General features: G+C 42.8%; 42 protein-coding genes. 40 read left to right on the top strand and 2 right to left on the bottom strand.

What is annotated here, in order from left to right; all coding sequences use genetic code 11:
- Window positions 1-28: 28 nt before the first annotated feature.
- Entirely contained in the window at window positions 29-730 is a 702-nt protein-coding gene (locus ACRAD_RS09305) for a LexA family protein (RefSeq protein WP_005026892.1), read from the bottom strand.
- A gap of 92 nt (window positions 731-822) precedes the next feature.
- Between ACRAD_RS09305 and ACRAD_RS09300 the strand changes: the two genes are divergently transcribed.
- The 39 genes from ACRAD_RS09300 (at window position 823) to ACRAD_RS09120 (ending at window position 23,123) form a co-directional block, all read left to right on the top strand.
- Window positions 823-1,011: a Cro/CI family transcriptional regulator gene (locus tag ACRAD_RS09300; RefSeq protein ID WP_005026888.1), complete on the top strand. Its 189-nt coding sequence runs from the start codon at window positions 823-825 to the stop codon at window positions 1,009-1,011.
- 58 nt (window positions 1,012-1,069) lie between these two features.
- Window positions 1,070-1,558: a phage regulatory CII family protein gene (locus ACRAD_RS09295; protein WP_005026886.1), complete on the top strand. Its 489-nt coding sequence runs from the start codon at window positions 1,070-1,072 to the stop codon at window positions 1,556-1,558.
- A 46-nt stretch (window positions 1,559-1,604) separates the two neighbouring features.
- Window positions 1,605-1,766 (top strand): hypothetical protein, encoded by a 162-nt coding sequence (locus ACRAD_RS16470; protein ID WP_005026884.1) that lies wholly within the window; start codon window positions 1,605-1,607, stop codon window positions 1,764-1,766.
- Window positions 1,763-2,563: a replication protein gene (locus ACRAD_RS09290; RefSeq protein ID WP_005026882.1), complete on the top strand. Its 801-nt coding sequence runs from the start codon at window positions 1,763-1,765 to the stop codon at window positions 2,561-2,563. Before ACRAD_RS16470 ends, ACRAD_RS09290 begins: the two co-directional genes overlap by 4 nt.
- Window positions 2,560-3,921 carry a replicative DNA helicase gene (locus tag ACRAD_RS09285; RefSeq protein WP_005026879.1) on the top strand — a complete coding sequence of 454 codons (1,362 nt, stop codon included), beginning with the start codon at window positions 2,560-2,562 and terminating at the stop codon, window positions 3,919-3,921. Before ACRAD_RS09290 ends, ACRAD_RS09285 begins: the two co-directional genes overlap by 4 nt.
- Window positions 3,918-4,463 (top strand): hypothetical protein, encoded by a 546-nt coding sequence (locus tag ACRAD_RS09280; RefSeq protein WP_005026877.1) that lies wholly within the window; start codon window positions 3,918-3,920, stop codon window positions 4,461-4,463. Before ACRAD_RS09285 ends, ACRAD_RS09280 begins: the two co-directional genes overlap by 4 nt.
- A gap of 68 nt (window positions 4,464-4,531) precedes the next feature.
- Complete coding sequence (locus ACRAD_RS09275; RefSeq protein ID WP_227548687.1) at window positions 4,532-4,873, top strand: hypothetical protein; 342 nt, start codon at window positions 4,532-4,534, stop codon at window positions 4,871-4,873.
- Window positions 4,870-5,175 (top strand): hypothetical protein, encoded by a 306-nt coding sequence (locus tag ACRAD_RS09270; RefSeq protein WP_005026870.1) that lies wholly within the window; start codon window positions 4,870-4,872, stop codon window positions 5,173-5,175. Before ACRAD_RS09275 ends, ACRAD_RS09270 begins: the two co-directional genes overlap by 4 nt.
- Window positions 5,172-5,450, top strand: coding sequence for a hypothetical protein (locus ACRAD_RS09265; RefSeq protein ID WP_005026867.1), 279 nt, complete (start codon window positions 5,172-5,174; stop codon window positions 5,448-5,450). Before ACRAD_RS09270 ends, ACRAD_RS09265 begins: the two co-directional genes overlap by 4 nt.
- Complete coding sequence (locus ACRAD_RS09260) at window positions 5,450-5,917, top strand: hypothetical protein (protein ID WP_005026864.1); 468 nt, start codon at window positions 5,450-5,452, stop codon at window positions 5,915-5,917. Before ACRAD_RS09265 ends, ACRAD_RS09260 begins: the two co-directional genes overlap by 1 nt.
- Window positions 5,910-6,086 (top strand): hypothetical protein, encoded by a 177-nt coding sequence (locus tag ACRAD_RS16465; protein WP_005026862.1) that lies wholly within the window; start codon window positions 5,910-5,912, stop codon window positions 6,084-6,086. The genes ACRAD_RS09260 and ACRAD_RS16465 overlap by 8 nt, the downstream gene beginning before the upstream one ends.
- Window positions 6,079-6,591, top strand: a complete 513-nt coding sequence (locus ACRAD_RS09255; protein WP_005026861.1) for a RusA family crossover junction endodeoxyribonuclease — start codon at window positions 6,079-6,081, stop codon at window positions 6,589-6,591. Before ACRAD_RS16465 ends, ACRAD_RS09255 begins: the two co-directional genes overlap by 8 nt.
- An 11-nt stretch (window positions 6,592-6,602) precedes the next feature.
- Complete coding sequence (locus ACRAD_RS09250) at window positions 6,603-6,845, top strand: hypothetical protein (protein WP_005026858.1); 243 nt, start codon at window positions 6,603-6,605, stop codon at window positions 6,843-6,845.
- An 18-nt stretch (window positions 6,846-6,863) separates the two neighbouring features.
- Window positions 6,864-7,304 (top strand): hypothetical protein, encoded by a 441-nt coding sequence (locus ACRAD_RS09245; protein ID WP_005026857.1) that lies wholly within the window; start codon window positions 6,864-6,866, stop codon window positions 7,302-7,304.
- Window positions 7,305-7,585: 281 nt separating this feature from the next.
- Complete coding sequence (locus tag ACRAD_RS09240) at window positions 7,586-7,888, top strand: hypothetical protein (RefSeq protein WP_005026855.1); 303 nt, start codon at window positions 7,586-7,588, stop codon at window positions 7,886-7,888.
- A gap of 141 nt (window positions 7,889-8,029) precedes the next feature.
- Window positions 8,030-8,188 carry a hypothetical protein gene (locus tag ACRAD_RS16460; protein ID WP_005026852.1) on the top strand — a complete coding sequence of 53 codons (159 nt, stop codon included), beginning with the start codon at window positions 8,030-8,032 and terminating at the stop codon, window positions 8,186-8,188.
- A 111-nt stretch (window positions 8,189-8,299) separates the two neighbouring features.
- On the top strand, window positions 8,300-8,521 hold the full coding sequence (locus ACRAD_RS09235) for a hypothetical protein (RefSeq protein ID WP_005026850.1): 222 nt from the start codon (window positions 8,300-8,302) through the stop codon (window positions 8,519-8,521).
- Window positions 8,463-8,738 (top strand): DUF968 domain-containing protein, encoded by a 276-nt coding sequence (locus ACRAD_RS16630; RefSeq protein WP_010700307.1) that lies wholly within the window; start codon window positions 8,463-8,465, stop codon window positions 8,736-8,738. The genes ACRAD_RS09235 and ACRAD_RS16630 overlap by 59 nt, the downstream gene beginning before the upstream one ends.
- Entirely contained in the window at window positions 8,738-8,965 is a 228-nt protein-coding gene (locus tag ACRAD_RS09225; RefSeq protein ID WP_016801212.1) for a hypothetical protein, read from the top strand. Before ACRAD_RS16630 ends, ACRAD_RS09225 begins: the two co-directional genes overlap by 1 nt.
- Before the next feature lie 518 nt (window positions 8,966-9,483).
- Complete coding sequence (locus ACRAD_RS09215) at window positions 9,484-10,017, top strand: terminase small subunit (protein ID WP_005026847.1); 534 nt, start codon at window positions 9,484-9,486, stop codon at window positions 10,015-10,017.
- Complete coding sequence (gene terL / locus ACRAD_RS09210) at window positions 10,007-11,410, top strand: phage terminase large subunit (protein WP_005026845.1); 1,404 nt, start codon at window positions 10,007-10,009, stop codon at window positions 11,408-11,410. The genes ACRAD_RS09215 and terL overlap by 11 nt, the downstream gene beginning before the upstream one ends.
- A 9-nt stretch (window positions 11,411-11,419) precedes the next feature.
- A complete protein-coding gene (locus ACRAD_RS09205) occupies window positions 11,420-12,883 on the top strand; it encodes a phage portal protein family protein (RefSeq protein WP_005026844.1) in 1,464 nt (487 codons plus the stop codon).
- Window positions 12,883-13,086, top strand: a complete 204-nt coding sequence (locus ACRAD_RS09200; RefSeq protein ID WP_005026842.1) for a hypothetical protein — start codon at window positions 12,883-12,885, stop codon at window positions 13,084-13,086. The genes ACRAD_RS09205 and ACRAD_RS09200 overlap by 1 nt, the downstream gene beginning before the upstream one ends.
- On the top strand, window positions 13,064-14,269 hold the full coding sequence (locus ACRAD_RS09195) for a phage head morphogenesis protein (protein WP_005026840.1): 1,206 nt from the start codon (window positions 13,064-13,066) through the stop codon (window positions 14,267-14,269). The genes ACRAD_RS09200 and ACRAD_RS09195 overlap by 23 nt, the downstream gene beginning before the upstream one ends.
- A 59-nt stretch (window positions 14,270-14,328) precedes the next feature.
- A complete protein-coding gene (locus tag ACRAD_RS09190) occupies window positions 14,329-15,312 on the top strand; it encodes a hypothetical protein (protein ID WP_005026838.1) in 984 nt (327 codons plus the stop codon).
- Between the two features lie 3 nt (window positions 15,313-15,315).
- Window positions 15,316-15,690, top strand: a complete 375-nt coding sequence (locus ACRAD_RS09185; RefSeq protein WP_005026836.1) for a hypothetical protein — start codon at window positions 15,316-15,318, stop codon at window positions 15,688-15,690.
- Window positions 15,691-15,695: 5 nt separating this feature from the next.
- Window positions 15,696-16,775, top strand: coding sequence for a major capsid protein (locus ACRAD_RS09180; RefSeq protein WP_005026833.1), 1,080 nt, complete (start codon window positions 15,696-15,698; stop codon window positions 16,773-16,775).
- Window positions 16,776-16,785: 10 nt separating this feature from the next.
- Window positions 16,786-17,157, top strand: coding sequence for a hypothetical protein (locus tag ACRAD_RS09175; protein WP_005026830.1), 372 nt, complete (start codon window positions 16,786-16,788; stop codon window positions 17,155-17,157).
- Between the two features lie 8 nt (window positions 17,158-17,165).
- Window positions 17,166-17,606, top strand: a complete 441-nt coding sequence (locus tag ACRAD_RS09170) for a gp436 family protein (RefSeq protein WP_005026825.1) — start codon at window positions 17,166-17,168, stop codon at window positions 17,604-17,606.
- Between the two features lie 9 nt (window positions 17,607-17,615).
- Complete coding sequence (locus ACRAD_RS09165; RefSeq protein ID WP_005026822.1) at window positions 17,616-18,164, top strand: phage virion morphogenesis protein; 549 nt, start codon at window positions 17,616-17,618, stop codon at window positions 18,162-18,164.
- Window positions 18,154-18,582, top strand: coding sequence for a phage tail terminator protein (locus tag ACRAD_RS09160; protein ID WP_005026820.1), 429 nt, complete (start codon window positions 18,154-18,156; stop codon window positions 18,580-18,582). The genes ACRAD_RS09165 and ACRAD_RS09160 overlap by 11 nt, the downstream gene beginning before the upstream one ends.
- 9 nt (window positions 18,583-18,591) lie before the next feature.
- The gene (locus ACRAD_RS09155) at window positions 18,592-18,786 is read left to right on the top strand and encodes a hypothetical protein (RefSeq protein ID WP_005026818.1); all 195 of its coding nucleotides are present in this window, start codon (window positions 18,592-18,594) and stop codon (window positions 18,784-18,786) included.
- Window positions 18,776-19,522: a phage tail tube protein gene (locus ACRAD_RS09150; RefSeq protein ID WP_005026816.1), complete on the top strand. Its 747-nt coding sequence runs from the start codon at window positions 18,776-18,778 to the stop codon at window positions 19,520-19,522. Before ACRAD_RS09155 ends, ACRAD_RS09150 begins: the two co-directional genes overlap by 11 nt.
- Before the next feature lie 401 nt (window positions 19,523-19,923).
- Window positions 19,924-20,454, top strand: coding sequence for a phage antirepressor Ant (locus ACRAD_RS09145; RefSeq protein ID WP_005026814.1), 531 nt, complete (start codon window positions 19,924-19,926; stop codon window positions 20,452-20,454).
- A 75-nt stretch (window positions 20,455-20,529) separates the two neighbouring features.
- Window positions 20,530-21,114 (top strand): hypothetical protein, encoded by a 585-nt coding sequence (locus ACRAD_RS09140; RefSeq protein WP_005026812.1) that lies wholly within the window; start codon window positions 20,530-20,532, stop codon window positions 21,112-21,114.
- Between the two features lie 82 nt (window positions 21,115-21,196).
- Window positions 21,197-21,781 carry a structural protein gene (locus ACRAD_RS09135; protein ID WP_005026810.1) on the top strand — a complete coding sequence of 195 codons (585 nt, stop codon included), beginning with the start codon at window positions 21,197-21,199 and terminating at the stop codon, window positions 21,779-21,781.
- Window positions 21,782-21,796: 15 nt separating this feature from the next.
- A complete protein-coding gene (locus ACRAD_RS09130) occupies window positions 21,797-22,171 on the top strand; it encodes a hypothetical protein (RefSeq protein WP_005026808.1) in 375 nt (124 codons plus the stop codon).
- Window positions 22,172-22,173: 2 nt separating this feature from the next.
- Window positions 22,174-22,827, top strand: a complete 654-nt coding sequence (locus ACRAD_RS09125; protein ID WP_005026806.1) for a zinc ribbon domain-containing protein — start codon at window positions 22,174-22,176, stop codon at window positions 22,825-22,827.
- Window positions 22,828-22,895: 68 nt separating this feature from the next.
- A complete protein-coding gene (locus ACRAD_RS09120) occupies window positions 22,896-23,123 on the top strand; it encodes a hypothetical protein (protein WP_010700298.1) in 228 nt (75 codons plus the stop codon).
- 72 nt (window positions 23,124-23,195) lie between these two features.
- Here the strand turns inward: ACRAD_RS09120 and ACRAD_RS09115 are convergent, their stop codons facing one another.
- Entirely contained in the window at window positions 23,196-23,450 is a 255-nt protein-coding gene (locus ACRAD_RS09115; protein ID WP_005026805.1) for an Arc family DNA-binding protein, read from the bottom strand.
- A 144-nt stretch (window positions 23,451-23,594) separates the two neighbouring features.
- Here ACRAD_RS09115 and ACRAD_RS09110 point away from each other — a divergent pair, with 144 nt between their 5' ends.
- Window positions 23,595-23,759, top strand: a complete 165-nt coding sequence (locus ACRAD_RS09110; RefSeq protein ID WP_005026801.1) for a hypothetical protein — start codon at window positions 23,595-23,597, stop codon at window positions 23,757-23,759.
- Window positions 23,760-23,805 lie beyond the last annotated feature (46 nt).

Below are 23,805 nucleotides of genomic sequence, written 5' to 3'. Positions count from 1 at the left end.
TCAATAAAAGCCGCATATAGCGGCTTTATTATTTTCTAAACTCTCTGTGGTGCTGAACAACTACACCAATAATCGAAATAGGATGCTTTTGTGAGTTGTGAATAGGGAAATCTGGATTAAGTGGAACTAACTCAAAAACCTCGCGACCATGTTCATCAAAACCCACAACCCTATATTTCTTAAAGGTAACTTCATAATCACCATTTTGAGCCACTACATAATCACCTGGCTGGGGTGCGATTGAGGCATCAATTACGATATCATCACCAGGTTGAAAATCTGGATACATGCTCATACCTTCGACGGTCACACTAAAAATAGTGCTCGGGTCCTTATTCTCATATGTGGTGAGGGTATACCCCTTTGGCTCACCACCATCATAGGCGACTTCTCGCCACAATCCTGCCTGAACAAAATCTAACACTGGAATCCTTGTAAGTTTTTTTCCATTAAATCTGACGTTGTTAAAACCTTTGCCATCTTCTTCTTTTATAGGGCCGCCAAGATTCTTAAGGCCCTCACCATCTAAAATCCATTCAGGTGATGTTTTTAAGGCTTTTGCAAGAGAAGTAATGCTCTTACCACTAGGGGTATTCACACCCGAGATCCATTTAGAGACCGTACCTTTGCTGAGGCCTGTAGCCTCAATCAAATCAACTTGCTGAAGGTTAAGTTCCTTCATTCTCATCAAGATACGCTCAGAAACGCTGCTCATTGCAAAAATACCCATAACTATTGTTTCCGATAGTAAACAACCTTGTTGACCCAAAAAGAAACTTATGGTTTACTTAGGGAAACTTTTAGTTTATTAAGGTAAACAATATGACCGTAGATGACGTAAAGGATCATTACGGAGCTGAGAGTGATGCTGACTTAGCACGAATTCTAAAAAAAACTCGTGGGGCAATCAGTAAATGGCGCTCTTACGGAATTCCAGCATCAACCCAAGCAATTCTCCAGATCCAGACCAAAGGCAAGTTAAAAGCCGATTTGCGCTTATTAACCACTTAAATCAATTATCAACAACTTAAGTTTTTTAGTAAACGTGAATAAAAACAAGGGTTCACATATGGAATTTAGCAAAGAAGCACAAGCTGCACTGTATAAGATGATCCGTCATACACCAGGTATTGATGCAAAACAGATTGCTGAAGTACTGGGCGACTCTCATAAAACCGTTCTGAATTATGGCAATCCAAATATGGACTATTTGCCGAGCCTTAAGAAATTTGAAGCTTTACTGGACTACACCAAAAACCCGGCAGTACTCCAAGTGTGGGCTCATAGCTTAAATATGGCTTTGGTTCCGGCAGGTTGTGATGGCGATAAACATCGTGAGCTTTCTATCTTTGAAGCAATGATGCAGCACAACATTTGCAGCGGCCAGGTCAATCAGAAGGTTTATGAGGCTTATGAAGATGGCGTGGTGACACCTGATGAATATCAAGAAATTCACGAAATTGCTCAAAGAATGATTGATTTCATTACTGCTGTTGATCAAGCAGCGAATAAGCAAATGAAGAAATATTTAGCTGCTGTACAAAATGAAAAAGCCTGATTTCTGAGATCAGGCTTTTAGTGTTCACCAACATTAGGAAATCTAAATGAACAAAAATATTTTAGCAGAGATAGAAATAAACCAAAAGATCTATCTGTTTCAAAAAGCGGTAGAGCGATATGCGGTAGAAAAAACCTTGCCTAATGCTCAGGCCGTGTCTCAAACCAAAGCGCAATTGCTTGCTTTCACTATTGGAGGTGGCAAATGAATATTGGCGTGGATTTTGAAAAATTCATACAACAGGCGGTTACTGTGGAAGAGAATTACACAAAGATGCCGAATATTGTGATTGATAGCATCATGCAAAACATAAGCCCAAATGCTTATAAATGCCTGAGCGTTATTATTCGCTGCACACTTGGTTATCAACGTGACAGCTATCAGATTGCACAAACTTTATTTTTAGAAATCACTGGCATTAAACGCAAGGAAACAGTGATTGATGCAATTCGTGAACTTGAACAATTAAAGATCATTTCTGTTGATCGTAGTACCCACATTAATACTTTTTCTCTTACTTTTGATCAGTACGAAAAAACCGTACTAGTACGGAAAAATAGTACTAAGTCAGTTAGTACGGAAAAACCGTACCAAGTTGGTACTAATAATCCGTACTTAGTTGGTACGGAAAATCCGTACTCTATTAAAGAAAGAAAGAAAAAAGAAAATAATATTAAATTTTCTTTCTCTGAATCATTAGAAAACCTAGGTGCTGATGAGCAGTTAATCAAAGATTGGTTGGCTGTCCGTAAAAACAAAAAAGCTGCTAATACCGAAACAGCTTTCAAAGGTTTTGAACGTGAATTCAACAAAGCAAATTTAAATATCAACACTGTGCTGAAGATCTGCATCGAACGTTCATGGCAGGGCTTCAATGCATCTTGGTTGCAGAACATCAACCTTGCTGAATACCAGGAGCAAGTTCCTACCCAAGCCACCATCCCTGAACAACCAGTTACCGCCTTTAAAGGCGTAGCCAAGAAATTTAAGGGGATGGACCAATGATTGAATTATTTTCTATCCCGGTTGAGCAAAGCATTCTTGCAACCATCATTGGTGCAGAGCAGGGCACTGACGAGTACATCGAGCAGCTGGACCCGAAAGATTTTTATGCAGTACAGCATCAAGTCATTTGTACTCACATCAAGAGCCAATTCGCTAAAGGCGAAGCTTACGATGAAGTTACTTTGTGGGAACTGATCCGCTCTAATGGGCTCGAGAACACTGTGATTGATGAGCAGTTTCTGGTGAACCTGATGAGCCGTATTGCTCAGTACAGTCTGCTGGGTACTCACATTAAAAAACTTAAGGATTTTTCAACTCGTCGCAAGATTCAGGATGCAAGTAAGCAGATTGGTGCGCTGGCACTGGACATGGTTTCACATACCTCAGAAACGGCACTGAATCGCGCACAGGCGTTAGTTACAGGTCTGGACATAGGTCAGGTCGATGACAAGCTGAAACATGCTCATGAGTTTTCTAAAGAAGCCGTTGGTGAATTCTTGGATCGCCATGCCGCACTTCATGAGAACAGAGCATTTGAAGGTGGAATCAAGACAGGTTTCATTGAACTGGATAACAAGCTTGGTGAAATCGGAAAAGGTGATCTGGTTATTATCGGCGCTCGTCCAAGTATGGGTAAAACCACATTTGCACAGAATCTGGCGGCAGACATGATGATTAACCAAAGCCTGCCTGTTCTGTTCGTATCAATCGAAATGTCAGGCAAGCAAATTGCCCAGCGTCTCATTAGTGGCATCGGACAGGTTGAGCTTCGCAAGGTTTTAAGTGGTCATGCCGAAATGGAAGATTGCGGAAAGATCAATACAGCCGCAGCCATTCTTGAAAAGGCTCCTCTTGAGATTGATGACAATGCCCGGACCACCACGTCAACTATCCGTAGATCGGCCCGAAAGATGTCAATGAAGTACGGAAAGCTTGGTGCAATCTTTGTTGATTACATCCAGAAAGTGACGCCACTGACTAAAAATAACTTTGGCCGCAGTGACAAGGATATCGGCGAAGTTTCAGCAGACCTTAAGCGTATGGCGCGTGATTTTGATTGCCCTGTATTTGCTCTGGCGCAGTTGAACCGGAATCTTGAAAACCGACCAAACAAACGCCCGGTTAATGCCGATCTGAAAGAGTCAGGTGATCTTGAGCAGGATGCAGACATCATCATGTTTATCTACCGCGATGAAGTTTATAACCGTGATTCTAAGGAAGCTGGAACCGCAGAAATCATCATTGGAAAGGCCCGCAACGGATCAACCGGAACCGTAAGACTGGCAACTGATTTGGCTCGTTCTAGCTTTGCTGACCTGAGTCCCGAGTATTACGAGAGTATGGGAGGTGGGGTGTGAATTTCCTTCAAGAGGTTAAGTTGGGCGATCTGCTTCGAAAAAAAATAGTGACCGAAACAACATACAACTCTGGTCGCAAGGTTAAGGAAGATGGGTATCTGTCTGGATTGGGTGTTAATCACAAGTGCTCATGTAGGGATGTTTTGTCGCTTGGTGAAGTTTTTGAGCGGAATTGGGTAAAGCAAAAAGACTCAATGGGTAGCGAGACTCAGTATTTAGAAGGCTTGGGTGCTTATGACAACTTGGCTTACAACACGCTCACTATCACAACGCAAAGGAAAAGAAATAGGTTTGGCAACTATGTGCGAATCCATGAGCTAGATATATCTGCTGGCCCGCATGGTGAGTCTGGGGAAATTATCCGCTTCCCTGAGGGCAGCACTATACGGGACGTTAAAAAGAAAGCGGCAGAGATAATTGTTGATTCGTATAAAAGCGGCAAATGGTACTTCTATTTGCGAGATGCAAGCGATGGTGAAGGCTGCTCTAAATGTGCCAAATCCGAATCTATCTTGTTTGATGAAACGTGGGGTGCCGCATGAAAGATCAACATGACAACAAAACCGTGGATTGGGTTCGATCAAAGCACGCAGTCAGACAAGGCGAAAAAATGATTCTAGTCTTGCGTCGCATGATTGCTAAAACAGGACGCACCTCAGTTAAAGAAGTAAATGAATGGATTGGTGGACATGAAATGGAATGGTCTTTCAATAAACCAATGAGCATCAAGGAAGTGATCAATGGTGCCAAGCATATCAAGGTTGAAAGCGATGGCATCAAGACACGCTGGCAAGGCGTATCAAAGCAATGGCTTGATGCAGTGGATGAAGATTTAAAAGGGCTTACAGCTGTGAGTGCGTGGGCTACTGCAACGTGTGTGGGGATGGTTGAGCAGAGAAATCCAGCAGCGGTGCTGCTAGGCAAGATGATCAGTTGGGGAGCCACCGCATGACTAAGCATGACAACGTGAGCCAAGAGGGAATTATGAAAGCAACTGAGTTTGTTAAGAATTTTGGATTAAACACCACAGAGAACTATGCCGACCATTGCGTAAATATTAATGACCTAAAACGCATTGTTGAGAGTCATGAGCTAGTTGAGAGGTGTGGCGGTTTAAACTCTCTAAAAGCATGGGTAAAAGAGACAAAGAGCAAACTCAGTCTTGCGACTTATTTTCATTGCAACAAGCCACTTGTTCTCATTCAAATTGAGAAGGCTGAACAAGCCATCGCAGACGTGGAGGCATGCCAATGAGATCAGTTGAGGATATGGCGCAGGAATGTCTGCTTAAGCTCCTGCCGAGTTATACCGCCAATGATTTGAGCGCGCCAGATCGAGAAAACTTGGTCTACGTCTGTGTTGAGCTAGCTAAAGAACTACAAACCGAACTCAACAAGCTCAACCGAGGCACACCAACCGCCATTCTCGAAACTGAACGCCGGAAGTGTGAGCACTGCTGGGTTGATGCAACAGTAGATGGTTCGGTACGGGACTGCATTAAGTGCGGACAGCGTAGGGAGGAAGGGTGATGGATAACTTTAAGGAAGTAGCTCATAAAACCGTGGCGGAACTCTTCGACATGTTGAAGGAAAAGCAATACACCGTGGATGCCTTGACTGAGATTGGTCATGAAAAGCAGCAGGTAATTGATAACCTAAAAGCCCAGCTCGAATGCTGCCGGAAAGAGAATGTAGTGCTGCAAGAAGTGATGCTGCGTGATAGCGCCTTGGCAACTAAAGCTCAGTTAGAAAGGAATGAGTTGCAGGAGCGGATTGATAAATACAGAAAGCTCACCATCAGTATAAGAAATGAGTTTGATCTATGGTCTGATGATAGTGAGTTTGCGGGTGTTATCGAGGCTCAAATTGAGAATTTAGAGGCCCTGCGAGGTGTCAATAACTCATTCACCGAAGCTCGCCAGAAGGCGAAAGATCAAATAAACAATGGTGCTCGCCTTACTAAGCACCAGATCGATTTGCGAGGTGAGCATGAATAATATTGCTATTTGCATACTGGTTGGGCTGATCGGATTTATATGGGGTTTTGCTTACTGCTATAGCTATTGGGCAGAACGAGCAGGCACAGGCCAGCCTTTTGATATCAAAGGAAAGGTTTACAAGATAGTTGAGCTTGATGTGGTCGAGAAGCGAGGTGCCAATGACTAACCTTCGCATTACTGCAACACAAGCGCTTAAAGCCGGACTAGGCCCTCGATTTGGTGTGAAAACCAAGTCGGGGAAAAAGAAATCCAATCCAGATCCAATGCCAAAGGTTCCGGCCCATCTGGTCGAAGGTCAGGGCTTTGGACCGATGAACAATGAACTGCTTTGGTGTGAAGTTTTAATCACGCCTCCTTCGGTGAATCACTACTGGATTAGAGGCAAGAACAAGACTAGCCGACTCAGTAAGCGTGCAATCCACTTTATTGACGTTATGAAGCGTTTTATTGAGCCGGCAGGGTATCAGGGCAGAGTTCGCGTAAAGATCGAATACGCGCCACCTGATGCGAAAATACGCGACATCGATAACATCGTAAAACCATGCTTTGATGCTTTGTCAAAAGGTGGGTTGATTCTGGATGATTCCCAGGTGGATGAATTGCTCGTGAAGCGGTTGCCATCAGAAAAAGGCGGGAAGCTGATTATTCAAGTTGAAAAGTTAAGGGTTTGAGGGTGGATGGGATGAGTACTAATAATTTTGATTGGGCGCTTTATTCAAATGGTAAGTATTGGCTTTATGAACACTGGAATGAGACCAATACAAATATCTATGGAAAAGCCAAATTTGATTCTAAAGAAGACTTCCTAAAACACGCAGGCAAACACTTAACAACAGAACAGATTGAAACTTTAGAACAGGGCCAAAGCGTTTCAATCCCTCAACAGGACGGGACCACATTGTTTTTTAAATACGTGAATTTGTAGGGCATAAAGGGGAACGGGATGAATGCGGCAGTGAAAACACAAGTAATGGATTGGGCGAAATATACAATTGATGGCTGGCTGGAGCAGTTCGGGGCTTGGTGTGAAACTGAGCGCATGAGAGGAGGAGACTATCCCGATGGTTTGCATATTAATCAGATTTACTGGTTGATGCGTGAAGCAGGCAAGGAAATGCCGAAGGGTAAGGCCTATATCCGTTGTGAGATTAGCGACTTTGAAGCAGATCAGGTGCAGGCGTTGTTGAGGAGTATCTTTCAATCTGAGTCAGTGGATTTTACAGCCAAGTATGCAGTGATGTGTCTGGTGAAGCACAAGGTGGAGAATCGTAGCCATAAGGCAGTAGGCGCACTAACTAATCAGGGGGAAACTCAAGCTCGAATGATGATTAATTGTGGTCGTCATTTTATTCATTCCCGCGATAACAGACTAAAAATTGGCTAGATATTGACACGCGCGTGCGAAAACGGTATTTTCTGTTAGAGTGGACGAAGTTATAGTAATTCACTCAATATTGATTGAATCCGTAGGCGATACGGTAAAATGATAAGTGCGTTACAGACTCGTGAAATTCGATGAAGATGCACAAGCAAGAGGTCGCAACTTGCCAATCAATAATTACGTTTTGGACCGGGGATTCCCAGTCGGCGTTCAAGAAGAAGCTCACAGAAATGTGGGCTTTTTTTGTGTCCTTAAAAAGACATTTACCCTGCTGAGGAAATCACATGACTGGTAATCGGTGGCATGCAACGCAAGACAATAATATGCGTCCAGATGTGGCTTTTAAGCCCTGTCCTTGGTGTGGGTCTAACTCGATTTGTGTTGATACGACGAAGGAAGAGGGAGAGCACTTGAGTACATGGTCAGCTCAGGCGAGTTGTCATGAGTGCGGCTCTATGTCGCCTGATACTGATTTTGCAGGCTGGCGACGCTCTCATCCGTTATTTGATGAGTGGGTTTGCTTGGATTGGGAAATTGAACGTGATGTCGTAAACCTTGCCGTTAAAGTCTGGAACAGTCGAGAATAAGGAGAATCAAATGCTCCAATTTATATTCTGTTTATTCGGCCTACACGGTGCGACTGAGATCGACCACACGATTGACGATGAAGAAATCAAAGTGTGTCGGGATTGCATGAAAGAAGTTAAATAATTAAGGGAGAGTACATTGTGAAAAATTGGGTAAAATGTTTTGTTCATAATTGCATTGTGCATCCGCTTATGATGTTCATGCCAAAAGATTTGGCGCATGAAATGCATGATCGTAACGCTGACTGGGCTTTTGGCTTGGATCGTTATGATGAACTTAAACTGGAGCAACAGAAATAATTGCTTCCAGCTGAATGTCGTAATTGCGGTAGCATTTGCCGGACGTATTACGGCAAATAAAACCCCTCGCATTCAATGTTGAGGGGTTTTCTTTTCTTATTGGTGGTGCTTATGGACATAGTAGAAGCAAAACGGAATTTAGAAGTTCTGGAAAAGAACCGCAGCCGATTGATGAATTACAACCATCTGTATTCAAGCTATGCATTTAAAGAAATGTGTGGCGCTGAACTTCGCAAAGTGAATAAACAGATCCACGGCATAGAAGAACAATTAAATGCGGAATCCAAAAAGACTCGCAGCAATCAGAAAGCTTCCATGCATTCGGTGTGGTAATCCCAATAGCCAGGCTGCTCATTCAAATAGTACCAAGCATGGTAAGGGTAGAGGGATTAAGGCTTCTGACCAGTTCACAGTTTGCCTATGCCATTCCTGTCATTTCAAGTTCGATACTTTCCAATTGGGCAATCGGGCAGAGAGTGAAGCCATGTTTGATCAGTGGTTGGTGAGAGTGAATCGGATGTTGGTGATGGAAGATAGAGAGGTGTTTTGATGGATTTACGGAAATTAATAGTGAACATCCTGATTGTTCCATTGCTACCCATTGGAATACTGGTGGCTCTCTATCAGCGTTTAACGTGCAAGCATGACTACAAAAAGATCAAAACAATTCATGGTGATCAAATTATAGCAATGGGATGGACGCGCAGCGTTTGGGTATGCCAGAAGTGTAACCATGAATACTGGTCTGGTAACCTGCATAAGATGACAAAAAGATAAATTTAATCAAGCTAAGTGTTTGAAAACATTATCGTACGATAATTCAGGAGAAAAGGAATGCTCCGATACATACGCCAGATATTCTGCTTCCATGAGTGGGAGTTTGAGAATGATGTGTTCAGGGTGAGAGAGTGTAGGAAGTGTGGGAAATGTGAGAGTGCGTGAGCGCTCTTTTTTGTTGTTTGAATTAAGCCCTCTTTAGAGGGTTTCAGTGTCTTAATTGTGCTGATTTTAGTATAATAATTAAACGTTATTATAGGGATAGGCGCATGCTTTATACTGAAAATATAGTGAAGCACAAAGCAACAGGGAAGCTATACGAATGCACATGCAGTGAAAAGAATGGCGTTATCTGTGTTAGAGATATTGACACTTTTATTTCTTTGAGAGACGGAAAAGGGATGTTTGAGGACGAACATCCAGCAACGGATTTCGAAAAGGTTGCGAGCAATAGGTTGCACCTAAAATCATTAAATCTTTGAACCCGCCTAGTGCGGGTTTTTTAATGTGAGGCATTTATGTCAGAACAAATCAATGAAGTGGAGCTTCCACCTGGTGCGCTTGAGTTGGAGAACGCGGATTATGAGAAGTTCTGTCTTGAGTACATCAAAACCAATAGTGTTGCTGAAGCTGGTCGAATTGTGGGTTGGGCCAAGCGTCAAAACTCGCACAAGATTTACTTGCGGCCAGAAGTTCAGGAACGCATCAAGTATTTAAAAAGTGAGATGCTGGCAGAATTGGGATTAGACACTTTTTACGTGTTGAAAAACCTGAAATCTGTTGTTGAGCGGTGTATGCAAGCTGAAGAGGTTTTGGATCGTGAAGGCAATCCTGTGTTTATTCAGGGGCCAGATGGTGAGTATGCGCCTCAATACAAGTTTGATCAGGCAGGCGCAAACAAGTCGCTTGAGCTCATTGGTAAACACATTGGTATGTTCAACGACAAGGTAGAACATACTGGCAAGAATGGCGGGCCAATCCAGACAGTCAATACAACCATTACTTTGGATGAGTTTAAAAAAGCCCGAGAGGATATTTTAAATGACTACTGAAGCGAGAGATGTGGCAATACAAGTTGAAGCTCAAGAGGATTTGTATTTCTTCTCTCGCTATATGTTCAAAGAACGTCGTAAGTATAAGTGGATGCATAACTGGCATCATCGGGTGGTCTGCGATGCACTTATGAAAGTTTTTCGCGGTGAAATAAAACGCTTAATCATTAATATTCCACCACGTTACTCCAAGACTGAATTGGCGGTAATTAATTTTATGGCTTGGTGCTTTGGTAAAGTGCCGGACTGCGAATTTATTCATGTGAGTTACTCTGCCACATTGGCTGCAAATAATGCATTTCAGACTCGTAATCTGGTCCAAGAGCCCGCTTTTAAAAAGATATTTCCCGACCTTATACTACGGGATGATAGTAAGGCTAAGGATGATTGGCGCACTGTTGCTGGTGGTGTGTGCTATGCACAGGGTACGGGCGGAACTATTACAGGTTTTGGTGCTGGCAAGATTAGAGAGTCTTTTGGGGGTGCAATCATTATTGATGACCCACATAAGGCAAGTGAAGCCAGCTCCGATACCATTCGTAAGAATGTCATTGAGTGGTTCCAAAATACACTTGAGTCTCGTACCAACTCACCAGATACACCAATCATTGTCATTATGCAGCGTTTGCATGAGGAAGATTTGGCAGGCTGGCTACTTGACGGCGGAAATGGTGAGGAATGGGAGCACTTAGAGCTTTCAGCTATTCAGCCTGATGGGTCAGCACTCTGGCCAGAGAAACATAGCATTGAAACGCTTGAAAGAATGGAGCTGGCAGCGCCGTATGTTTTTGCCGGCCAATATCGTCAGAGACCCTCACCACCAGCTGGTGGTTTTTTTAAGCCTGACAATATTGAAATTGTGGATGCATTACCTGCGGATATCACTCATCAGGTACGTGCTTGGGATTTAGCATCTTCTGAGAATGAAGGGGATTACACTGCAGGTGTCAAGGAAGCTAAAAGCCGAGATGGTTATATCTATATCGTCGATGTACAGCATGCTCAGCTAGGCCCTGACGGCGTTGAAAAACGCATCAAACAAACTGCGGAGCTGGATGGTAAGTCTGTAGCAATACGATTACCACAAGATCCGGGGCAAGCGGGTAAAGCTCAAGCGAAGAACTTCATTACCAAGCTATCTGGATTCAATGTAAAGGCAGAAACAGTATCGGGTGACAAGATTACTCGAGCTCAACCATTTGCAGCCCAAGTCAACGTAGGCAATGTGAAAATACTTCGTGGTGACTGGAATAAGGCATTCATTGAGGAATTACGAAACTTTCCCAATGGGAAACATGATGACCAGGTGGATGCCGGTAGCGATGCATTTAACGAGCTAAATGAAGCTAGAACTCCGAAAAAACCTGCAGGTGCAGGAAGTCGAACTTATTAAGGAACAAATATGGCAAAGTCTAAAAAAGACAAAGCGTCAAAGAAGGCTTTGTCTTATGGCAACTTATACACACAAGAGGCCGTTACTCAGTTTCTGGTAAATTTTGGCAAGCAGCCAGATACAGATGAAGTACTCCGTAAAGCTGGTATTACTCGTCATAGGTTACGTGTGCTACTCGATGATGATGAAATTGCACAAGTGGTTGAAACACGTATTGATGCACTACTTGCTACACCACTCAGAATTGAGCCGGGTGACACTAAAGAAGCTGAAATGCTGAATTTGGTACTCAAAGAATGGTTTCATGAGATTGCTACTGGTGCAATGAGTGCGCTGTTCTTTGGTTATTCAGTTCAAGAAGCTGTATATGAAGTTAAGCCTGAAGGTTATGTGGGCCTGCAGTGGATTGGTGAAAAGCCGATGCAGTGGTTTGAGCCTAAAAATGATGGTCGTTTGATTTATAGACAGGATGGCATTAACGGTGAGCATGAGGTAGACCAGGTATTCAAATTTTTCCTGACACGCCGTAAAGCCTCTTATGAGCAGCCTTACGGAAAAGCACTTCTAGCAACTCTCTACTGGCTATTTTTCTTTAAGCAGAACGGCTTTAAGTTCTGGGCTAAATTTCTGGAACGTTTCGGCACACCGATCTTACTGGGTAAATGTAAAGATACTGAAACGGATGATATGAGCAAAGCATTATTAAATGCCCATGCTCAAAGCGTCTTATCAATTGATATAGAGGATGATGTGCAAATACTCTCTGCACCAGGAACAAATGGTTCAGCGGGTGCAGCATTTGAAGCATTCAATAATCAGCTGATTCGCCAGATTCAGAAAGTTGTATTAGGGCAGACGCTTACCAGCAGTACGGATGGGAAAGGAAGTTACAGCCTTGGCCAAGTACATGAAAATGTCCGGATGGATAAGCTCAAGTCCGATATTCGACTTGTAACTCCTACACTACAAGCTGTAGTTAATGCATTATGCGCTTTAAACGGTTGGGGTGAGTATGAAGTGATGCTAGGTGAAAAGCCTAAACCACTTAACAAAGAGCAGGCCGAACGGGATGTTCACCTGAAAAATGCAGGTGCAAACTTATCGGATGACTACTTTATTCGCGAGTATGGCTTGCAAGAGGGTGATCTAAAGTCTGTAACTGACTTGAACCAACCCGATCTGCAGTTTAAGGCTTTACCCCATAAAGCCTTTAGCTTTGCAGCAACTACCAGAAAGCTATCACCTGAACAGCAGGAAGTAGAAGAGTTGACTGATGCACAGCGCAATATTGAACTCTTAAGCAATGATCAGGTAAACGAGCTCCTGCAGAAGAGTGAAACACCAGAAGATCTAGCCTTTCATCTAATACAGCTTATGCCTGAGGCCAGTCAGTCTCAGTTCACGGCGAATCTGGAACGGGCTTTATATGCAGGTGATGTGCTGGGGTATGTGATGGCGAGTGGAGGGAAGTGATGGAAGATATTCAGACGTTATATGATGAGTTTGAAGAGTTTTGCACCAAATATTGTGGACTGGTTTTCGATGAATTCTCAATATATCAGCGTAAGAAATTGGGCCATTACTTTGATATTCGTGATGAATATTTCAAGCTTTGGCTGAATGCAAGGCATGTTTATAGTAAGGATTCTGCCAATGCAACCAGTCACATTTCTTGAGGCCTTACAGTTTGCCCGGTCTCGTAAAATCGTATTGCCTGATGAGTTTTACTCTCTGGACCTCAAGACACGACAACTGGCCACCACGGTCAGTTTTTTATCGAGCATAGAACAGATCCAGACTGTGATAGCCGCTGTAAACAAGGCCATTGCAGATGGCTCGACATTTGAGGACTTTAAGAAAGTGGTCGCTGAAAATGAGATCAAGCTCAGTGAGCCTTATCTCAAGAATGTTTTTAGGACCAATATTCAGACGGCGTATAGTCATGGACGCTGGCAACAGCAGCAACGCAATAGGGACAAACGACCATACCTGATGTATTCAGCTATCGATGATAGCCGGGTCCGTCCAAGTCACCTGGCATTAAATCGGATTATTCGTCATATCGATGATCCATTCTGGCTCATGTATTACCCGCCGTGGAGCTTCATGTGTCGCTGTACAGTGATTGCCTTAACCGAGAAGCAGGCATTGAAATATGGTATTACGCCAGATGATCAGCTACCGGAAGTGGCTGAGGAAATGGGATGGAGTACCAGTCCAATGACCTATGGCGATCTATCTGGTCTGGTGGACCAGAAGATTCTGGATTCTGACCTGGATAAAGCATTTTTGCTGGAGCAGAAAGAGATCATCAAGGCCGAGTGGACAGCAAGTAAAAGGCTGGCCAGTTTATTTGCTCCAATGGATGATAGTACCCGGGACTTATTTGATGTGGTGGCCAATACAGTTATTCCACTTGATCCAGATATCCGGCCAAGTGCGATTCGTACATTTTTGGACTATATACAGGGCAATGATTCAGCTCTTACGGCGCAGTTAAAGCAACCACCTATCACTTTGGCTGAGGAAGTACTTAAACGCTGGTTGAAGGAGGATTTAGGCAGGCTACAGGCAGTAGCATCAAATAGTGCAACTACAGTGGCCGGATCAGCTTCACTAGCGTACGCTGCATCATTGGAGGTAGGTAAGGTCATTACACTGGATGCACCATTACTATTAGCAGATTCTGGCTCAAATATCTTGATTCAGATTGAGAATGCTAAAGGGTTAGGTATTGATCTGGAAAAGTTAAATGCAGGGCAAGGCGTACTGTTTCCTTTAGGCATATCTTTTCAGGTAGTTTCAAGGGAAATAGCGAATGGCCAAATGGTTTATACACTGAAAGCCTTAACTAACTAAACTTAGGAAATTAATTTGAACCACTCCATTCGGGGTGGTTTTTTTATGGAGCATGAAAAATGCCAGATCCAAATGAAGAGCGTTCCAAGCTCTTATTTAATGCCTCGGGAATTGAAGTTTTACAACCCGAGGGTGAGAACAAAAAACGAAAGTTTAAAGGTGTGGCTTATGCCGGTGGTCGTGTAGATGGTCACTGGTATTGGGGGCGTTCTGGTGTGGTCTTTGATCTTGAGGGTATTGAGATTGATCAACCAACCGCCTTGCTGGAAGAGCATTTCAGTTCAAGCCGAGTTGGTGTTGTAAAGCAAGTCAACACTAGCGGAAAAATTGAAGTAGAGGGTGATTTCTTAAGTAATACGAAGGCTAAAGAAATTGTCCAGGATTCTGATGATGGCTTTCCTTTTCAGATGTCTATGTATATCGAACCGGGTTCTGTTGAGGAAGTTTCAAACGGCAAATCTGTAGTCGTAAATGGCCAGACATTCGAAGGCCCAATTACCATATTCCGGCAGAATCGTATTCGCGAGTTCACGATCTGCACAACTGGCGCTGATCGTAATACCTCAATCAATGCCTTCTCAGGTAAACCTAATTCTAATCAACCACCAGAAGAGGACACAGACGTGACCGAAATAGAAAAAGCACAACAGGCCAAACAGCAGGCAGAAAAGGAGCGTGATGATGCGCTAGAAGAGCTGAAACAGTTTAAAGCCCAGAAACGTGCTGATGAGATAGCAGCTTTAGAAACAGAGCTGAAAACACAATTCAGTGCTGAAGATAAAACGGCTTATACCAATATGGATGATTCCGTCTTTGCCTTTACTTCAAAGCAGCTTCGGCAATTCTCTGCAGGTGGGCAGCAGCCACCAGCTGGCCAACAGCAACAACAAACACCAAATGTAAATCCTGCACTGAACTACCTGTTCAATCATCAGGCTACTGGCGGACAGGGTGGACAAGGACAAGGCGGACAGGGTGGTAACCAAGAACATCAATTCACAGCAGGTGCAAAAGCCTTCGCTGAACAAAACAAGGGGAAATAATTCATGCCTATTCACTATGTTCCACCGGTGTCATTTACCACACGTAAACTGGTACTCGACAATGAAAAGCTGCGCCGTGCCAATGGTAAGGTGATGGCTGGTACCGCCTACAATTACGGCGATCTACTGACACTATCTGATGACAATGTACTGACTCATGCTGCAGATGAATCATCCTGGGATGTGATCTGTGGCCAGAACGTTACCGCAGCCGAAGCAACCATTAAAGCGGCTGACGGGATTGAAATTCCGGTGTATTACGGCGGTGTATTTAACGTTGAGGCCGTGTCTTTAAATGGGGCGTTGTTGGACAAGTCGAAATATGATGCTGCCCGCGCCAAAGCAACCAAAAACAAAATCGAACTTTCTAAGGTGTAATAAACATGCCACAGTCTTTTAATATTGACGGTACTCCGCTTGAACTTCTTGATGTGGGTGAGCTTGCTCTCATTCATAGCAATTACCGTCCGATGGATACATGGCTGCTAGATCGCCTGTTTCCAAACCGTCCACTGTTTACCCGGGATGATGTGCCACTAGCTGAGCTTTCTGCTGATCATGATCTGGCACCGCTGGTATCACCGAATCAGCCAGGTAAGCCATTTGAAACTACTCAGTCTGCAAAAGTAACTCATGTTAAACCGGCATACTACAAACCTAAAAATCAGGTGACTGCTGCAGATACTTTTGAAATTGCCTTGTTAGAGCGTTTACGCACTGCGGGGATTATCTCTACCGGTAACCAGCAGCTCTCTGAACAGGAAAAGATGGTAATTGCTCAAATTGCTGTCATGAAACGCAACCATGATGCAATTGATAACTCGGTTCTGATGATGGCCATTGATCTTCTGAAAAATGGCAAATATCTGCTGCATTCCGATGATTATGAATACAACCTGGTTGATTATGAGCGTGATGCATCCCTAAATTATACGCCACTTGTGGCATGGGGACAGGCAGGTGCCAAGCCAGTGGATGATATCCGCCGTATGCTGGAACGTCAGCTCGAAGCAGATGGTGGTGAAGCAAAAATGGCGCTGATGTCCGGTCTGGTGTGGCAGGCTTTGTGGAATGATGCAGATTTTAAAAAGGAATTTGTGACACCATATGCAGGTATCTCTGTTCCAGTTGCACCAAGCTTCGGTGTAAGCCAGAAACCGACATTGAAAGGTACTTTTGATGGAGTGGAGTTCTGGGTTTACGATGCAACCTACCGTCATAAGGGTAAGGTAAACCGCTTCATTGAGAAAGACTATTTCAGTCTGATCTCGGATACTAATGGTTCGGTGGCCCATTGTAAGATTAAGAACATGACCGCTAATGGCGTGGCTCAGCAGTACTTTGACCGTCAGTGGTACTGTGAAGATCCAAGCGGCATTATGCTGATGACTGAATCTGCTCCACTGGTCGTTCCTTCTAACAAAAACGGCGTTGTTGGTGGCCGTGGCTTCATTACTCTATAAGGAGGCTAAAATGCCGAAGTACACAGCAAAACAATCCATCGGGCATTTTATGCCAGGTGATGAAATCAAAGGGCTTGAAGCTAAACAACTTCAGGCCCTTTTAGCATCTGGGGCTATTGAAGAATATCAGGAGCCGGAAGAGCCTAAAGCAGATGGTACCGCAGCACGTTTGGCTGAACTTGAAAAGGCCAATGCAGAGCTAACAGCGGCAAATACTAATTTAACTGAAGCCAATCAGACAGCTGCTGCTGATAAAGCTAAAGCTGAGCAGGAAATTGATGAGCTTAAGGCAAAGGTGGCTGAGCTTGAAAAGGCCAAGCCAGCGTCTAAGTCTAAGGCTAATGACAAGCCAGCTGAACAGGGTGCTGATACAGCCAAGTAAGGTGATCTATGTACGCAACAGAAGCAGACATGGTGAAGCGGTTTGCTGATGACATTGAAGAGTTAAAGCTGATGCATGCAGATGCAGCAGCTTCTATCAATGAAGCACTTCAGGATGCGGCAGAAGAGATTAACGGTTATATCGGTGGCCGTTATCCTCTACCTCTTCCCAATGTGCCCAGTAATCTGAACCGCATGGCCTGTGATATTGCCCGTTACCGGCTTTATTACCAGCAACCCACTGAAGAAGTACGTAACCGTTATAAAGATGCAATTAAATTTCTTGAACGGGTACAGGACGAGAAAGCACATCTACAGATCCAGACCGCAACCAATGAAATTGTAGATGATCAGCCCAAGGGCCGGCCTACCACAATGCCCATCGGAACCAGTTATGTAGGAGGCGTGTTTGGTGATGAAACGCTAGACAAGATGCCTTCATTTAAATAAGGAGGAGGTATGGCTGGTGTTGTAATAAAGATCGATGCTGATGGCGAGTCAGCAGTAATGCAAGCACTCCATCGTCTTTCAGGTCTTGAAGAAACGCAACAGAGACTGTTCGATACGATTGGCCAAACAATAGTAAGCAATATCCGTAATAGATGGACGCAGGGCGAAGGACTTGAAGGGAAATGGCGTTTGTCTGGCCGAGTTAAACGTGAAGGCGGTACCACTTTGCGTAAGACCTCACGGCTGATGGATTCCATTACTCATAATGTGCTGCAAAGTGGAGTAGAAATTGGTACTGACGTGATTTATGGCGCAATTCATCACTTCGGTGGTGAAATACGTCATGAAGCCAGAATGCGTCGTACCTATTTTCGTCAGGGACGTGATGGCACGGTGGGTAACAGATTTGTCCGTAAATCCCGTTCTAACTTCATGCAGGAATCTATGGGTAAGGCTTACATCATCAATATGCCAGCCCGTCCATTTTTGGGTTTAACCGAACAGGATGAGCAGGATGTATTAAATGATATCGTGGAGCATTTAACTGATGAGCGATAAAAACTTCTTTGCGGTGCGCGATGAAATTGCAGAGAAACTCAACGGGATTTCAGGTCTTAAAAAGATTTATACCCCGGCCAACTCTGCAAATGTTACAGAGCTATCACAGGTTACACCAAATGCCCAGGTCTATTACCGCCGTATCCGAAAGCTGGATGATGTTGCAAAGTCATCAATGAACATGCTGGCCCAGCAATGGGAAGTTACGGTGGTTGAGCGTCATGCTTCGGCACAGCTTAATGATGGCTCTGCAGTTCTGGATCGTGCTGGTGCACTGACGCAACAAGTCCTGGAATTATTATCTGGTTGGCAGCCTGCTTCAAGTGCACGACCTTTAAACCTGATTGCAGTTGAAGAGGACTACTCTCCAACATGCGTCTATATCACTCTGGTGTTTGAATCCAAAATGTTTATCTAGGAGCCAGTCATGGCAGCAAAGCAATATGTAGCCCAGCAACCTTTAGGGCGTTTCAAAAAAGGGGATTTCGTGGGTGGACTCACCGATGCTGAAATCCGACAGCAATTAGATGCTGGTACGATCAAAGAGGTAGAACAGCCCTCTGAAGAGCCGAAACCAGCTGCAGCAAAAACTACAAAAGAGGTAAAAGCAGATGGGAAATAAACCAGATGTTATTTCGTTACAGGGTGAACTGTTTTTGGCTAAAATTATTAATGGTGCAGTATCAGGTATGTTTCCGGTAGGAAGTATGCCAGCCCTGCAGCTTCAAATTACTTCGGATTCAACCGATCACTATGAGTCCAAAACAGGTTTTCGTACGAAAGATGCAGTACTACGCAAACAGACAGGAGTATCTGTAAGCGGTACCCTGGAAGAGGTAACCAAGCAAAATCTTGCCATGGTGATGAGTGGTAAAGTTACTGAAGTATCTGCAAGCACTATTGCTGATCGCTCACTAGGTACTGTTGAAGCTGGGACCATGGTTGATCTGGGTGAGCGTAATCTGTCAGAAGTTAAGTTTAAAGACGGCGCTGATACAGATATTGATACCAGTACCTATGTACTCGATTCGGCATTCGGTACAGTGATTTTTAATATTGCACCGACTGGTGACGTTAAGTGGTCAGGTAAAGCCGGAAAATTAACACGTACTGCGATTGCAAACGATATCGGCAATGAATACCGCTTCTTCTTTAAAGGTGTTGATACCTATAAAGGAGATAAGGTTGCCGTGACTTTATGGCGTGTGGAGTTTTCACCGGAAACGGAATTTGATCTGATCAATGAAGATTTCTCTAGTTACGATATTGAAGGTGAATGTCTGGCTGACATTACCAAGGTAAATGATGCTGAACTTAGCATGTTTGGCCACATTGATCGTTTTAATGTAGCAGTTTGATACTAAAGCTGAGTAACTGAATCCAAAATACAGGCACAGGGGCGCATAAGCGTCTTTTTTTGTGCCTGTGTTTATAGCATATCGTCTTGTATATGGCTCATATACAAACCTATGTAATTTACTACCCTGATGACAGAGAAGTATATTTTTTAAAGCGAAGCCGGCCTAACAAGTCGGCTTTTTTAATGCACGGAACTTAAGTAACAAAACAAGAAAATTGGACGATTAGACAATTTTCTAACTGAAAAAATAAGCCTTGCAGTAATGCAGGGCTTTTTTTTACGCCTGTTTTCAGGCAAACCACTGGCTAGGCTGATCCCCGAAAAGAAGATGGTCGTTTCGACTATTCATTGCATCTTCTTGCCAGTGCTTCTTTTTTAATGAGTAGTCGGAGCAGATCAATGAATGCAATCGTAAAAATTGAAAATCAAACCCCATTTGTCGAAGTCGAATTAAATGGAAAAGTTCAGCTCGGCGTGAATGCGCGTGACCTACATAAAATGCTAGAGGTTAAGACGGACTTTTCGGATTGGATTAAGCGACGCATTAAACAATGTGGCTTTGAAGAGAATTTTGATTTTATTAAGCTCCTCAAAAAAGAGGAGCTTTCAAAAACAGGACAAAACCTAATTGAGTACATCATCTCAGTGGATATGACCAAACACCTTGGGATGATGGAGCGCAATAAAAAAGGTCATGAGATCCGCAAATACTACATCGAGCAAGAGGAATTGGCTCGTCAACTCAAGGATGGGCTACAGGTGCGCATTGGCAAGCTTTCAGCACAACTTGAGGTGATTACTCAATCTCTGTCAGGTGCAGCAAGCTTCCTATCAATCCACGGCAAACAAACTAAGCCAGCATTACTAAAAGAACTGGATAATCTAATTAAGGAGGCTCAGCCATCCTTAGATTTTAAAGATGATGAATAAACAAAAACTATTCTGGATTTTAAATACGAAATTCAAACCAACGCCACCTTCGGGTGGCTTTTTCGAGATCCCCTCATGAATAATTTTTTTCTGGCAGCTAATCGCTCTATTACAGTGAATGATGTTGAAGTACACCAGATCCAGATGAAAGATTTTGACCAATGGGCAGTGCATGCCGAAAAGGTTAAAAGCTTTCTAAAGGGAAAAAATTATTCAGATGAAATTTTAACCGAGCTTTTTAAGGCTCATTCAATTGAGGTACTGGGAATATGCAGTTTGGCCACTAAGCTTCCAGCAACCAGTTTGATCGATCTGGCCACAACATCGGAACAGCAATTTAAAGAAGTTTTATCAGCAGTACTGCAGGTCAACGGTACTTATTTTAAAGAAGACCAGCCTAAACGCCGTAATAAAAAGCAGGCAGCAAAAGACAATGATTCAACCTGGTTTGATTCATTCCAGCTACTGATCAGTGCTGGCCACACTCATACCGAAATCATGAATATGACTTATGGTGCTTACAGTGAATACCTAAAATCAGCCCAAAAGGATTACCGGAACAAGCTTTCGGCACTAACCAGTGTAGTGAGATCCGCTCAGCATGCATCTGCTAAAGAACTAAAGAAGTTTCTTGATGAGCTAAAAGAAGAAATAGTGTGAATTATGTAACATTTTCACATAATTAAATTTACCATTTCCGATTAGAATGGTCGGTATTATAAAAGTGCACTTGAGCTTAATCATGAAAAGAGTATTAACAGCGGAAAGTAGAGCAGCATATAAGAAATGGTTTAACTCATTCAGCAGTGACGAGCAGAGAGAGTTGATAAATATGGGTGTGGCATGCGGTGCCGACTCAAAGTTTTTTAAGCATGAGATACTAGACCTCCTGAGTCATCTTGATAATGAGAAACTTAAAAGCAATAGAATTTTATTCAAGAAATTTGCTGAAAGATATATTGCTTTAGTCCCTGATCATATTCGACCTCATGTGAACTGGACACTACTGGAAAATAGTCGTGATTATCGCTCCTGGTTTGCAAATAGACAGATGTTTGTTTTTAACTGTCTGGTTGTTAAAGATATTTATGAGCATAGCAAGGATAAGAATTCGAGCTACTTATTATGGGCCCCCATCATTGATGACCATACCCCGGAAACTTGTAAAAGTTTCAGTAGCAAAGTATTTAATATTCTTGATAAGGAGTTTCAAGAACATGCTGTTGAGCATTGGAGCAGACCACAAGAAGGTTGTAGATGCAGTTTGATTTCGATTACTCATGCACAGGCAGAGAAATACCTGATGGACATGAACATGAGTGCATAGAATAAAGAGGTATAAGTGAACAAGGATGTTCTTTCACATTGCGATAATTTAGACCGTTCGGTTAAGATGCTCAAAAATATCTCAAAAAAAGGCATGAGAATGAAAAAGTTAATTTTAGCAGTGGTATTGGGGATAGGTATTGCAACAAGTTTGTATGCTTCAACTGATATTAGCTCAATTCGTGGCAGTACTGAGTTTGTAGAGATTGGAAACACTCAGGCTCGTATGGTAGATGTTCTGGGAAATCCAGAGTCTTCTTTCAAACATATTATTCATGACCGTAAGGGATGGCCTCACGCAGCTGTCAGCTATATTTATTCGGTAAATGGGCAACGCTATACAATAGTTGTGGTTGATGGAAAGATTTATCGCATTATTTGGGAGCGTTAATTATGGAGTTCTCAAAACAACAATTAATTGGTCTGGCAGGCGGATTATTACTATTGCTTGGTGTTTTTCTGCCAATAGCCAGTATGCCTATTGTAGGTTCAGTCTCTATATTTAGTAGCGGACGTATTGATGGCTATATTTTACTAGGTTTAGCTATCATTAGCTTGATCTTGGCTTTTGTTAATGCTTTAAAATTATTAAGAATTACTGGCGGCATATCAATCCTAATAGTGGTAATAGATTTTATCTATCTCTTGTATAAACTAAATAGTATTAAAGGAGAGGTTGCCGATAAATTAAAAGGTAATCCCTTTGGTGGTATGGCAGAAGCAATGATGAGCACGGTACAAATACAATACGGTTGGGTGTTCTTGTTTATCGGAAGCTTTATGGTGATTTATTCCGCTGTAGCAAAACCTTTAGTTCAAAACATAGAGGATAATGATTTAGATATAAAAAGAAATTTAGCTACCCCATCATTCTCAAAGCCAAGTAGACCTAGAACTAAGCTGGTTGCTGATGACCTTTTTACCCATAATGCTGGAAAACCATTAAGTACCAGTGTGGATGAATTCAAGAACTGTCCATTTTGTGACGAGCAAATAAAAGTAGCTGCAATAAAGTGTAAGCACTGTGGAAGTATGGTAGAAGAGTGAATCTTAAATTTTTATTTATTGGTGCTCTGGTTGTTACTTGGGCTTAAATATGCAAGGGGTATTAAATAATGGCTACTAAAGTGGCACAGCAAATGATGTTTTGTAAGACGTGTGGTAAGCAGACACTACACCAAAAAAACATTAAAGAAATGAGTTGGTTGATGCATTTAGTGTTAGCTATTTTTACAGCAGGTATTTGGTTATTTATCTGGGTGCTAACATTCTTGTGGCATATGATTGCAAAACCTGCCTCATCTGTTGCAAATCGGTGGGTTTGTTCTCAATGCGGTAAATGAAAAAAGCACCCTAGGGTGCTTTTTTCATTCTCAGATCTGAGCATCATATCGAGATACTCAAATTAAGGGTAGTTAGTATCGACCTTCTAATGCATCGATTCTTCGGCCGTGGTCATTTTGATAATACTCCATGCTGTCAATAGCTTCTTCTAGTTTTTCAATTCTATCTACTAAATCTTGCAAATGATCATCCTGCTCAAAAGTCGTCTCTAATCGAAGGATAAGTTCAGCGGTTAAAGTTCTTCCGTTGTCCTTAGCAGCTTGATCGAGTTTATCTTTTAATTCAGCAGGTATTCTAAAATTAACTTGAGGATCGGTGCGTGCCATAAATATTCAAATGTTCAAATGTTCAAATTACTCAAACTATAGAGTGCTATAAATAAATAGTCAAAAATAGTTGACATGCAATAAAGCACTTGCTTTAATGTGATTGTGATGTTTTTTTAAATCACGTGCTATATAGGAGGATTTATGGCAAGACAAGACCCGCAGGTAAATGTGCGTATACCTGAAAAAACTTTAGAGCGATTCAAGATTGAAACAATTAAGGATCGTAGAACTATCACAGCTCAGCTAAATATGATCATTGAAGAATGGTTAGAAAAGCGAGAAAACCAAGAGAGTGCGAAAGCATGAAACCAACAGACAACAAAAAAGCCCAAGACTTTGACGAGCAGGGCTT

This window comes from Acinetobacter radioresistens DSM 6976 = NBRC 102413 = CIP 103788 (assembly GCF_006757745.1).
In the GTDB taxonomy this organism is placed as follows: Bacteria; Pseudomonadota; Gammaproteobacteria; order Pseudomonadales; family Moraxellaceae; genus Acinetobacter; species Acinetobacter radioresistens.
This window is presented reverse-complemented; position numbering and strand designations above follow the sequence as displayed.

Bases quoted from the DNA above. Each gene is read 5' to 3' on its own strand.
- ACRAD_RS09305 (WP_005026892.1), bottom strand. From the start codon at position 730: ATGGGTATTTTTGCAATGAGCAGCGTTTCTGAGCGTATCTTGATGAGA.
- ACRAD_RS09300 (WP_005026888.1), top strand. From the start codon at position 823: ATGACCGTAGATGACGTAAAGGATCATTACGGAGCTGAGAGTGATGCT.
- ACRAD_RS09295 (WP_005026886.1), top strand. From the start codon at position 1,070: ATGGAATTTAGCAAAGAAGCACAAGCTGCACTGTATAAGATGATCCGT.
- ACRAD_RS16470 (WP_005026884.1), top strand. From the start codon at position 1,605: ATGAACAAAAATATTTTAGCAGAGATAGAAATAAACCAAAAGATCTAT.
- ACRAD_RS09290 (WP_005026882.1), top strand. From the start codon at position 1,763: ATGAATATTGGCGTGGATTTTGAAAAATTCATACAACAGGCGGTTACT.
- ACRAD_RS09285 (WP_005026879.1), top strand. From the start codon at position 2,560: ATGATTGAATTATTTTCTATCCCGGTTGAGCAAAGCATTCTTGCAACC.
- ACRAD_RS09275 (WP_227548687.1), top strand. From the start codon at position 4,532: ATGATTCTAGTCTTGCGTCGCATGATTGCTAAAACAGGACGCACCTCA.
- ACRAD_RS09270 (WP_005026870.1), top strand. From the start codon at position 4,870: ATGACTAAGCATGACAACGTGAGCCAAGAGGGAATTATGAAAGCAACT.
- ACRAD_RS09265 (WP_005026867.1), top strand. From the start codon at position 5,172: ATGAGATCAGTTGAGGATATGGCGCAGGAATGTCTGCTTAAGCTCCTG.
- ACRAD_RS09260 (WP_005026864.1), top strand. From the start codon at position 5,450: ATGGATAACTTTAAGGAAGTAGCTCATAAAACCGTGGCGGAACTCTTC.
- ACRAD_RS16465 (WP_005026862.1), top strand. From the start codon at position 5,910: ATGAATAATATTGCTATTTGCATACTGGTTGGGCTGATCGGATTTATA.
- ACRAD_RS09255 (WP_005026861.1), top strand. From the start codon at position 6,079: ATGACTAACCTTCGCATTACTGCAACACAAGCGCTTAAAGCCGGACTA.
- ACRAD_RS09250 (WP_005026858.1), top strand. From the start codon at position 6,603: ATGAGTACTAATAATTTTGATTGGGCGCTTTATTCAAATGGTAAGTAT.
- ACRAD_RS09245 (WP_005026857.1), top strand. From the start codon at position 6,864: ATGAATGCGGCAGTGAAAACACAAGTAATGGATTGGGCGAAATATACA.
- ACRAD_RS09240 (WP_005026855.1), top strand. From the start codon at position 7,586: ATGACTGGTAATCGGTGGCATGCAACGCAAGACAATAATATGCGTCCA.
- ACRAD_RS09235 (WP_005026850.1), top strand. From the start codon at position 8,300: ATGGACATAGTAGAAGCAAAACGGAATTTAGAAGTTCTGGAAAAGAAC.
- ACRAD_RS16630 (WP_010700307.1), top strand. From the start codon at position 8,463: ATGCGGAATCCAAAAAGACTCGCAGCAATCAGAAAGCTTCCATGCATT.
- ACRAD_RS09225 (WP_016801212.1), top strand. From the start codon at position 8,738: ATGGATTTACGGAAATTAATAGTGAACATCCTGATTGTTCCATTGCTA.
- ACRAD_RS09215 (WP_005026847.1), top strand. From the start codon at position 9,484: ATGTCAGAACAAATCAATGAAGTGGAGCTTCCACCTGGTGCGCTTGAG.
- terL (WP_005026845.1), top strand. From the start codon at position 10,007: ATGACTACTGAAGCGAGAGATGTGGCAATACAAGTTGAAGCTCAAGAG.
- ACRAD_RS09205 (WP_005026844.1), top strand. From the start codon at position 11,420: ATGGCAAAGTCTAAAAAAGACAAAGCGTCAAAGAAGGCTTTGTCTTAT.
- ACRAD_RS09200 (WP_005026842.1), top strand. From the start codon at position 12,883: ATGGAAGATATTCAGACGTTATATGATGAGTTTGAAGAGTTTTGCACC.
- ACRAD_RS09195 (WP_005026840.1), top strand. From the start codon at position 13,064: ATGCAACCAGTCACATTTCTTGAGGCCTTACAGTTTGCCCGGTCTCGT.
- ACRAD_RS09190 (WP_005026838.1), top strand. From the start codon at position 14,329: ATGCCAGATCCAAATGAAGAGCGTTCCAAGCTCTTATTTAATGCCTCG.
- ACRAD_RS09185 (WP_005026836.1), top strand. From the start codon at position 15,316: ATGCCTATTCACTATGTTCCACCGGTGTCATTTACCACACGTAAACTG.
- ACRAD_RS09180 (WP_005026833.1), top strand. From the start codon at position 15,696: ATGCCACAGTCTTTTAATATTGACGGTACTCCGCTTGAACTTCTTGAT.
- ACRAD_RS09175 (WP_005026830.1), top strand. From the start codon at position 16,786: ATGCCGAAGTACACAGCAAAACAATCCATCGGGCATTTTATGCCAGGT.
- ACRAD_RS09170 (WP_005026825.1), top strand. From the start codon at position 17,166: ATGTACGCAACAGAAGCAGACATGGTGAAGCGGTTTGCTGATGACATT.
- ACRAD_RS09165 (WP_005026822.1), top strand. From the start codon at position 17,616: ATGGCTGGTGTTGTAATAAAGATCGATGCTGATGGCGAGTCAGCAGTA.
- ACRAD_RS09160 (WP_005026820.1), top strand. From the start codon at position 18,154: ATGAGCGATAAAAACTTCTTTGCGGTGCGCGATGAAATTGCAGAGAAA.
- ACRAD_RS09155 (WP_005026818.1), top strand. From the start codon at position 18,592: ATGGCAGCAAAGCAATATGTAGCCCAGCAACCTTTAGGGCGTTTCAAA.
- ACRAD_RS09150 (WP_005026816.1), top strand. From the start codon at position 18,776: ATGGGAAATAAACCAGATGTTATTTCGTTACAGGGTGAACTGTTTTTG.
- ACRAD_RS09145 (WP_005026814.1), top strand. From the start codon at position 19,924: ATGAATGCAATCGTAAAAATTGAAAATCAAACCCCATTTGTCGAAGTC.
- ACRAD_RS09140 (WP_005026812.1), top strand. From the start codon at position 20,530: ATGAATAATTTTTTTCTGGCAGCTAATCGCTCTATTACAGTGAATGAT.
- ACRAD_RS09135 (WP_005026810.1), top strand. From the start codon at position 21,197: ATGAAAAGAGTATTAACAGCGGAAAGTAGAGCAGCATATAAGAAATGG.
- ACRAD_RS09125 (WP_005026806.1), top strand. From the start codon at position 22,174: ATGGAGTTCTCAAAACAACAATTAATTGGTCTGGCAGGCGGATTATTA.
- ACRAD_RS09120 (WP_010700298.1), top strand. From the start codon at position 22,896: ATGGCTACTAAAGTGGCACAGCAAATGATGTTTTGTAAGACGTGTGGT.
- ACRAD_RS09115 (WP_005026805.1), bottom strand. From the start codon at position 23,450: ATGGCACGCACCGATCCTCAAGTTAATTTTAGAATACCTGCTGAATTA.
- ACRAD_RS09110 (WP_005026801.1), top strand. From the start codon at position 23,595: ATGGCAAGACAAGACCCGCAGGTAAATGTGCGTATACCTGAAAAAACT.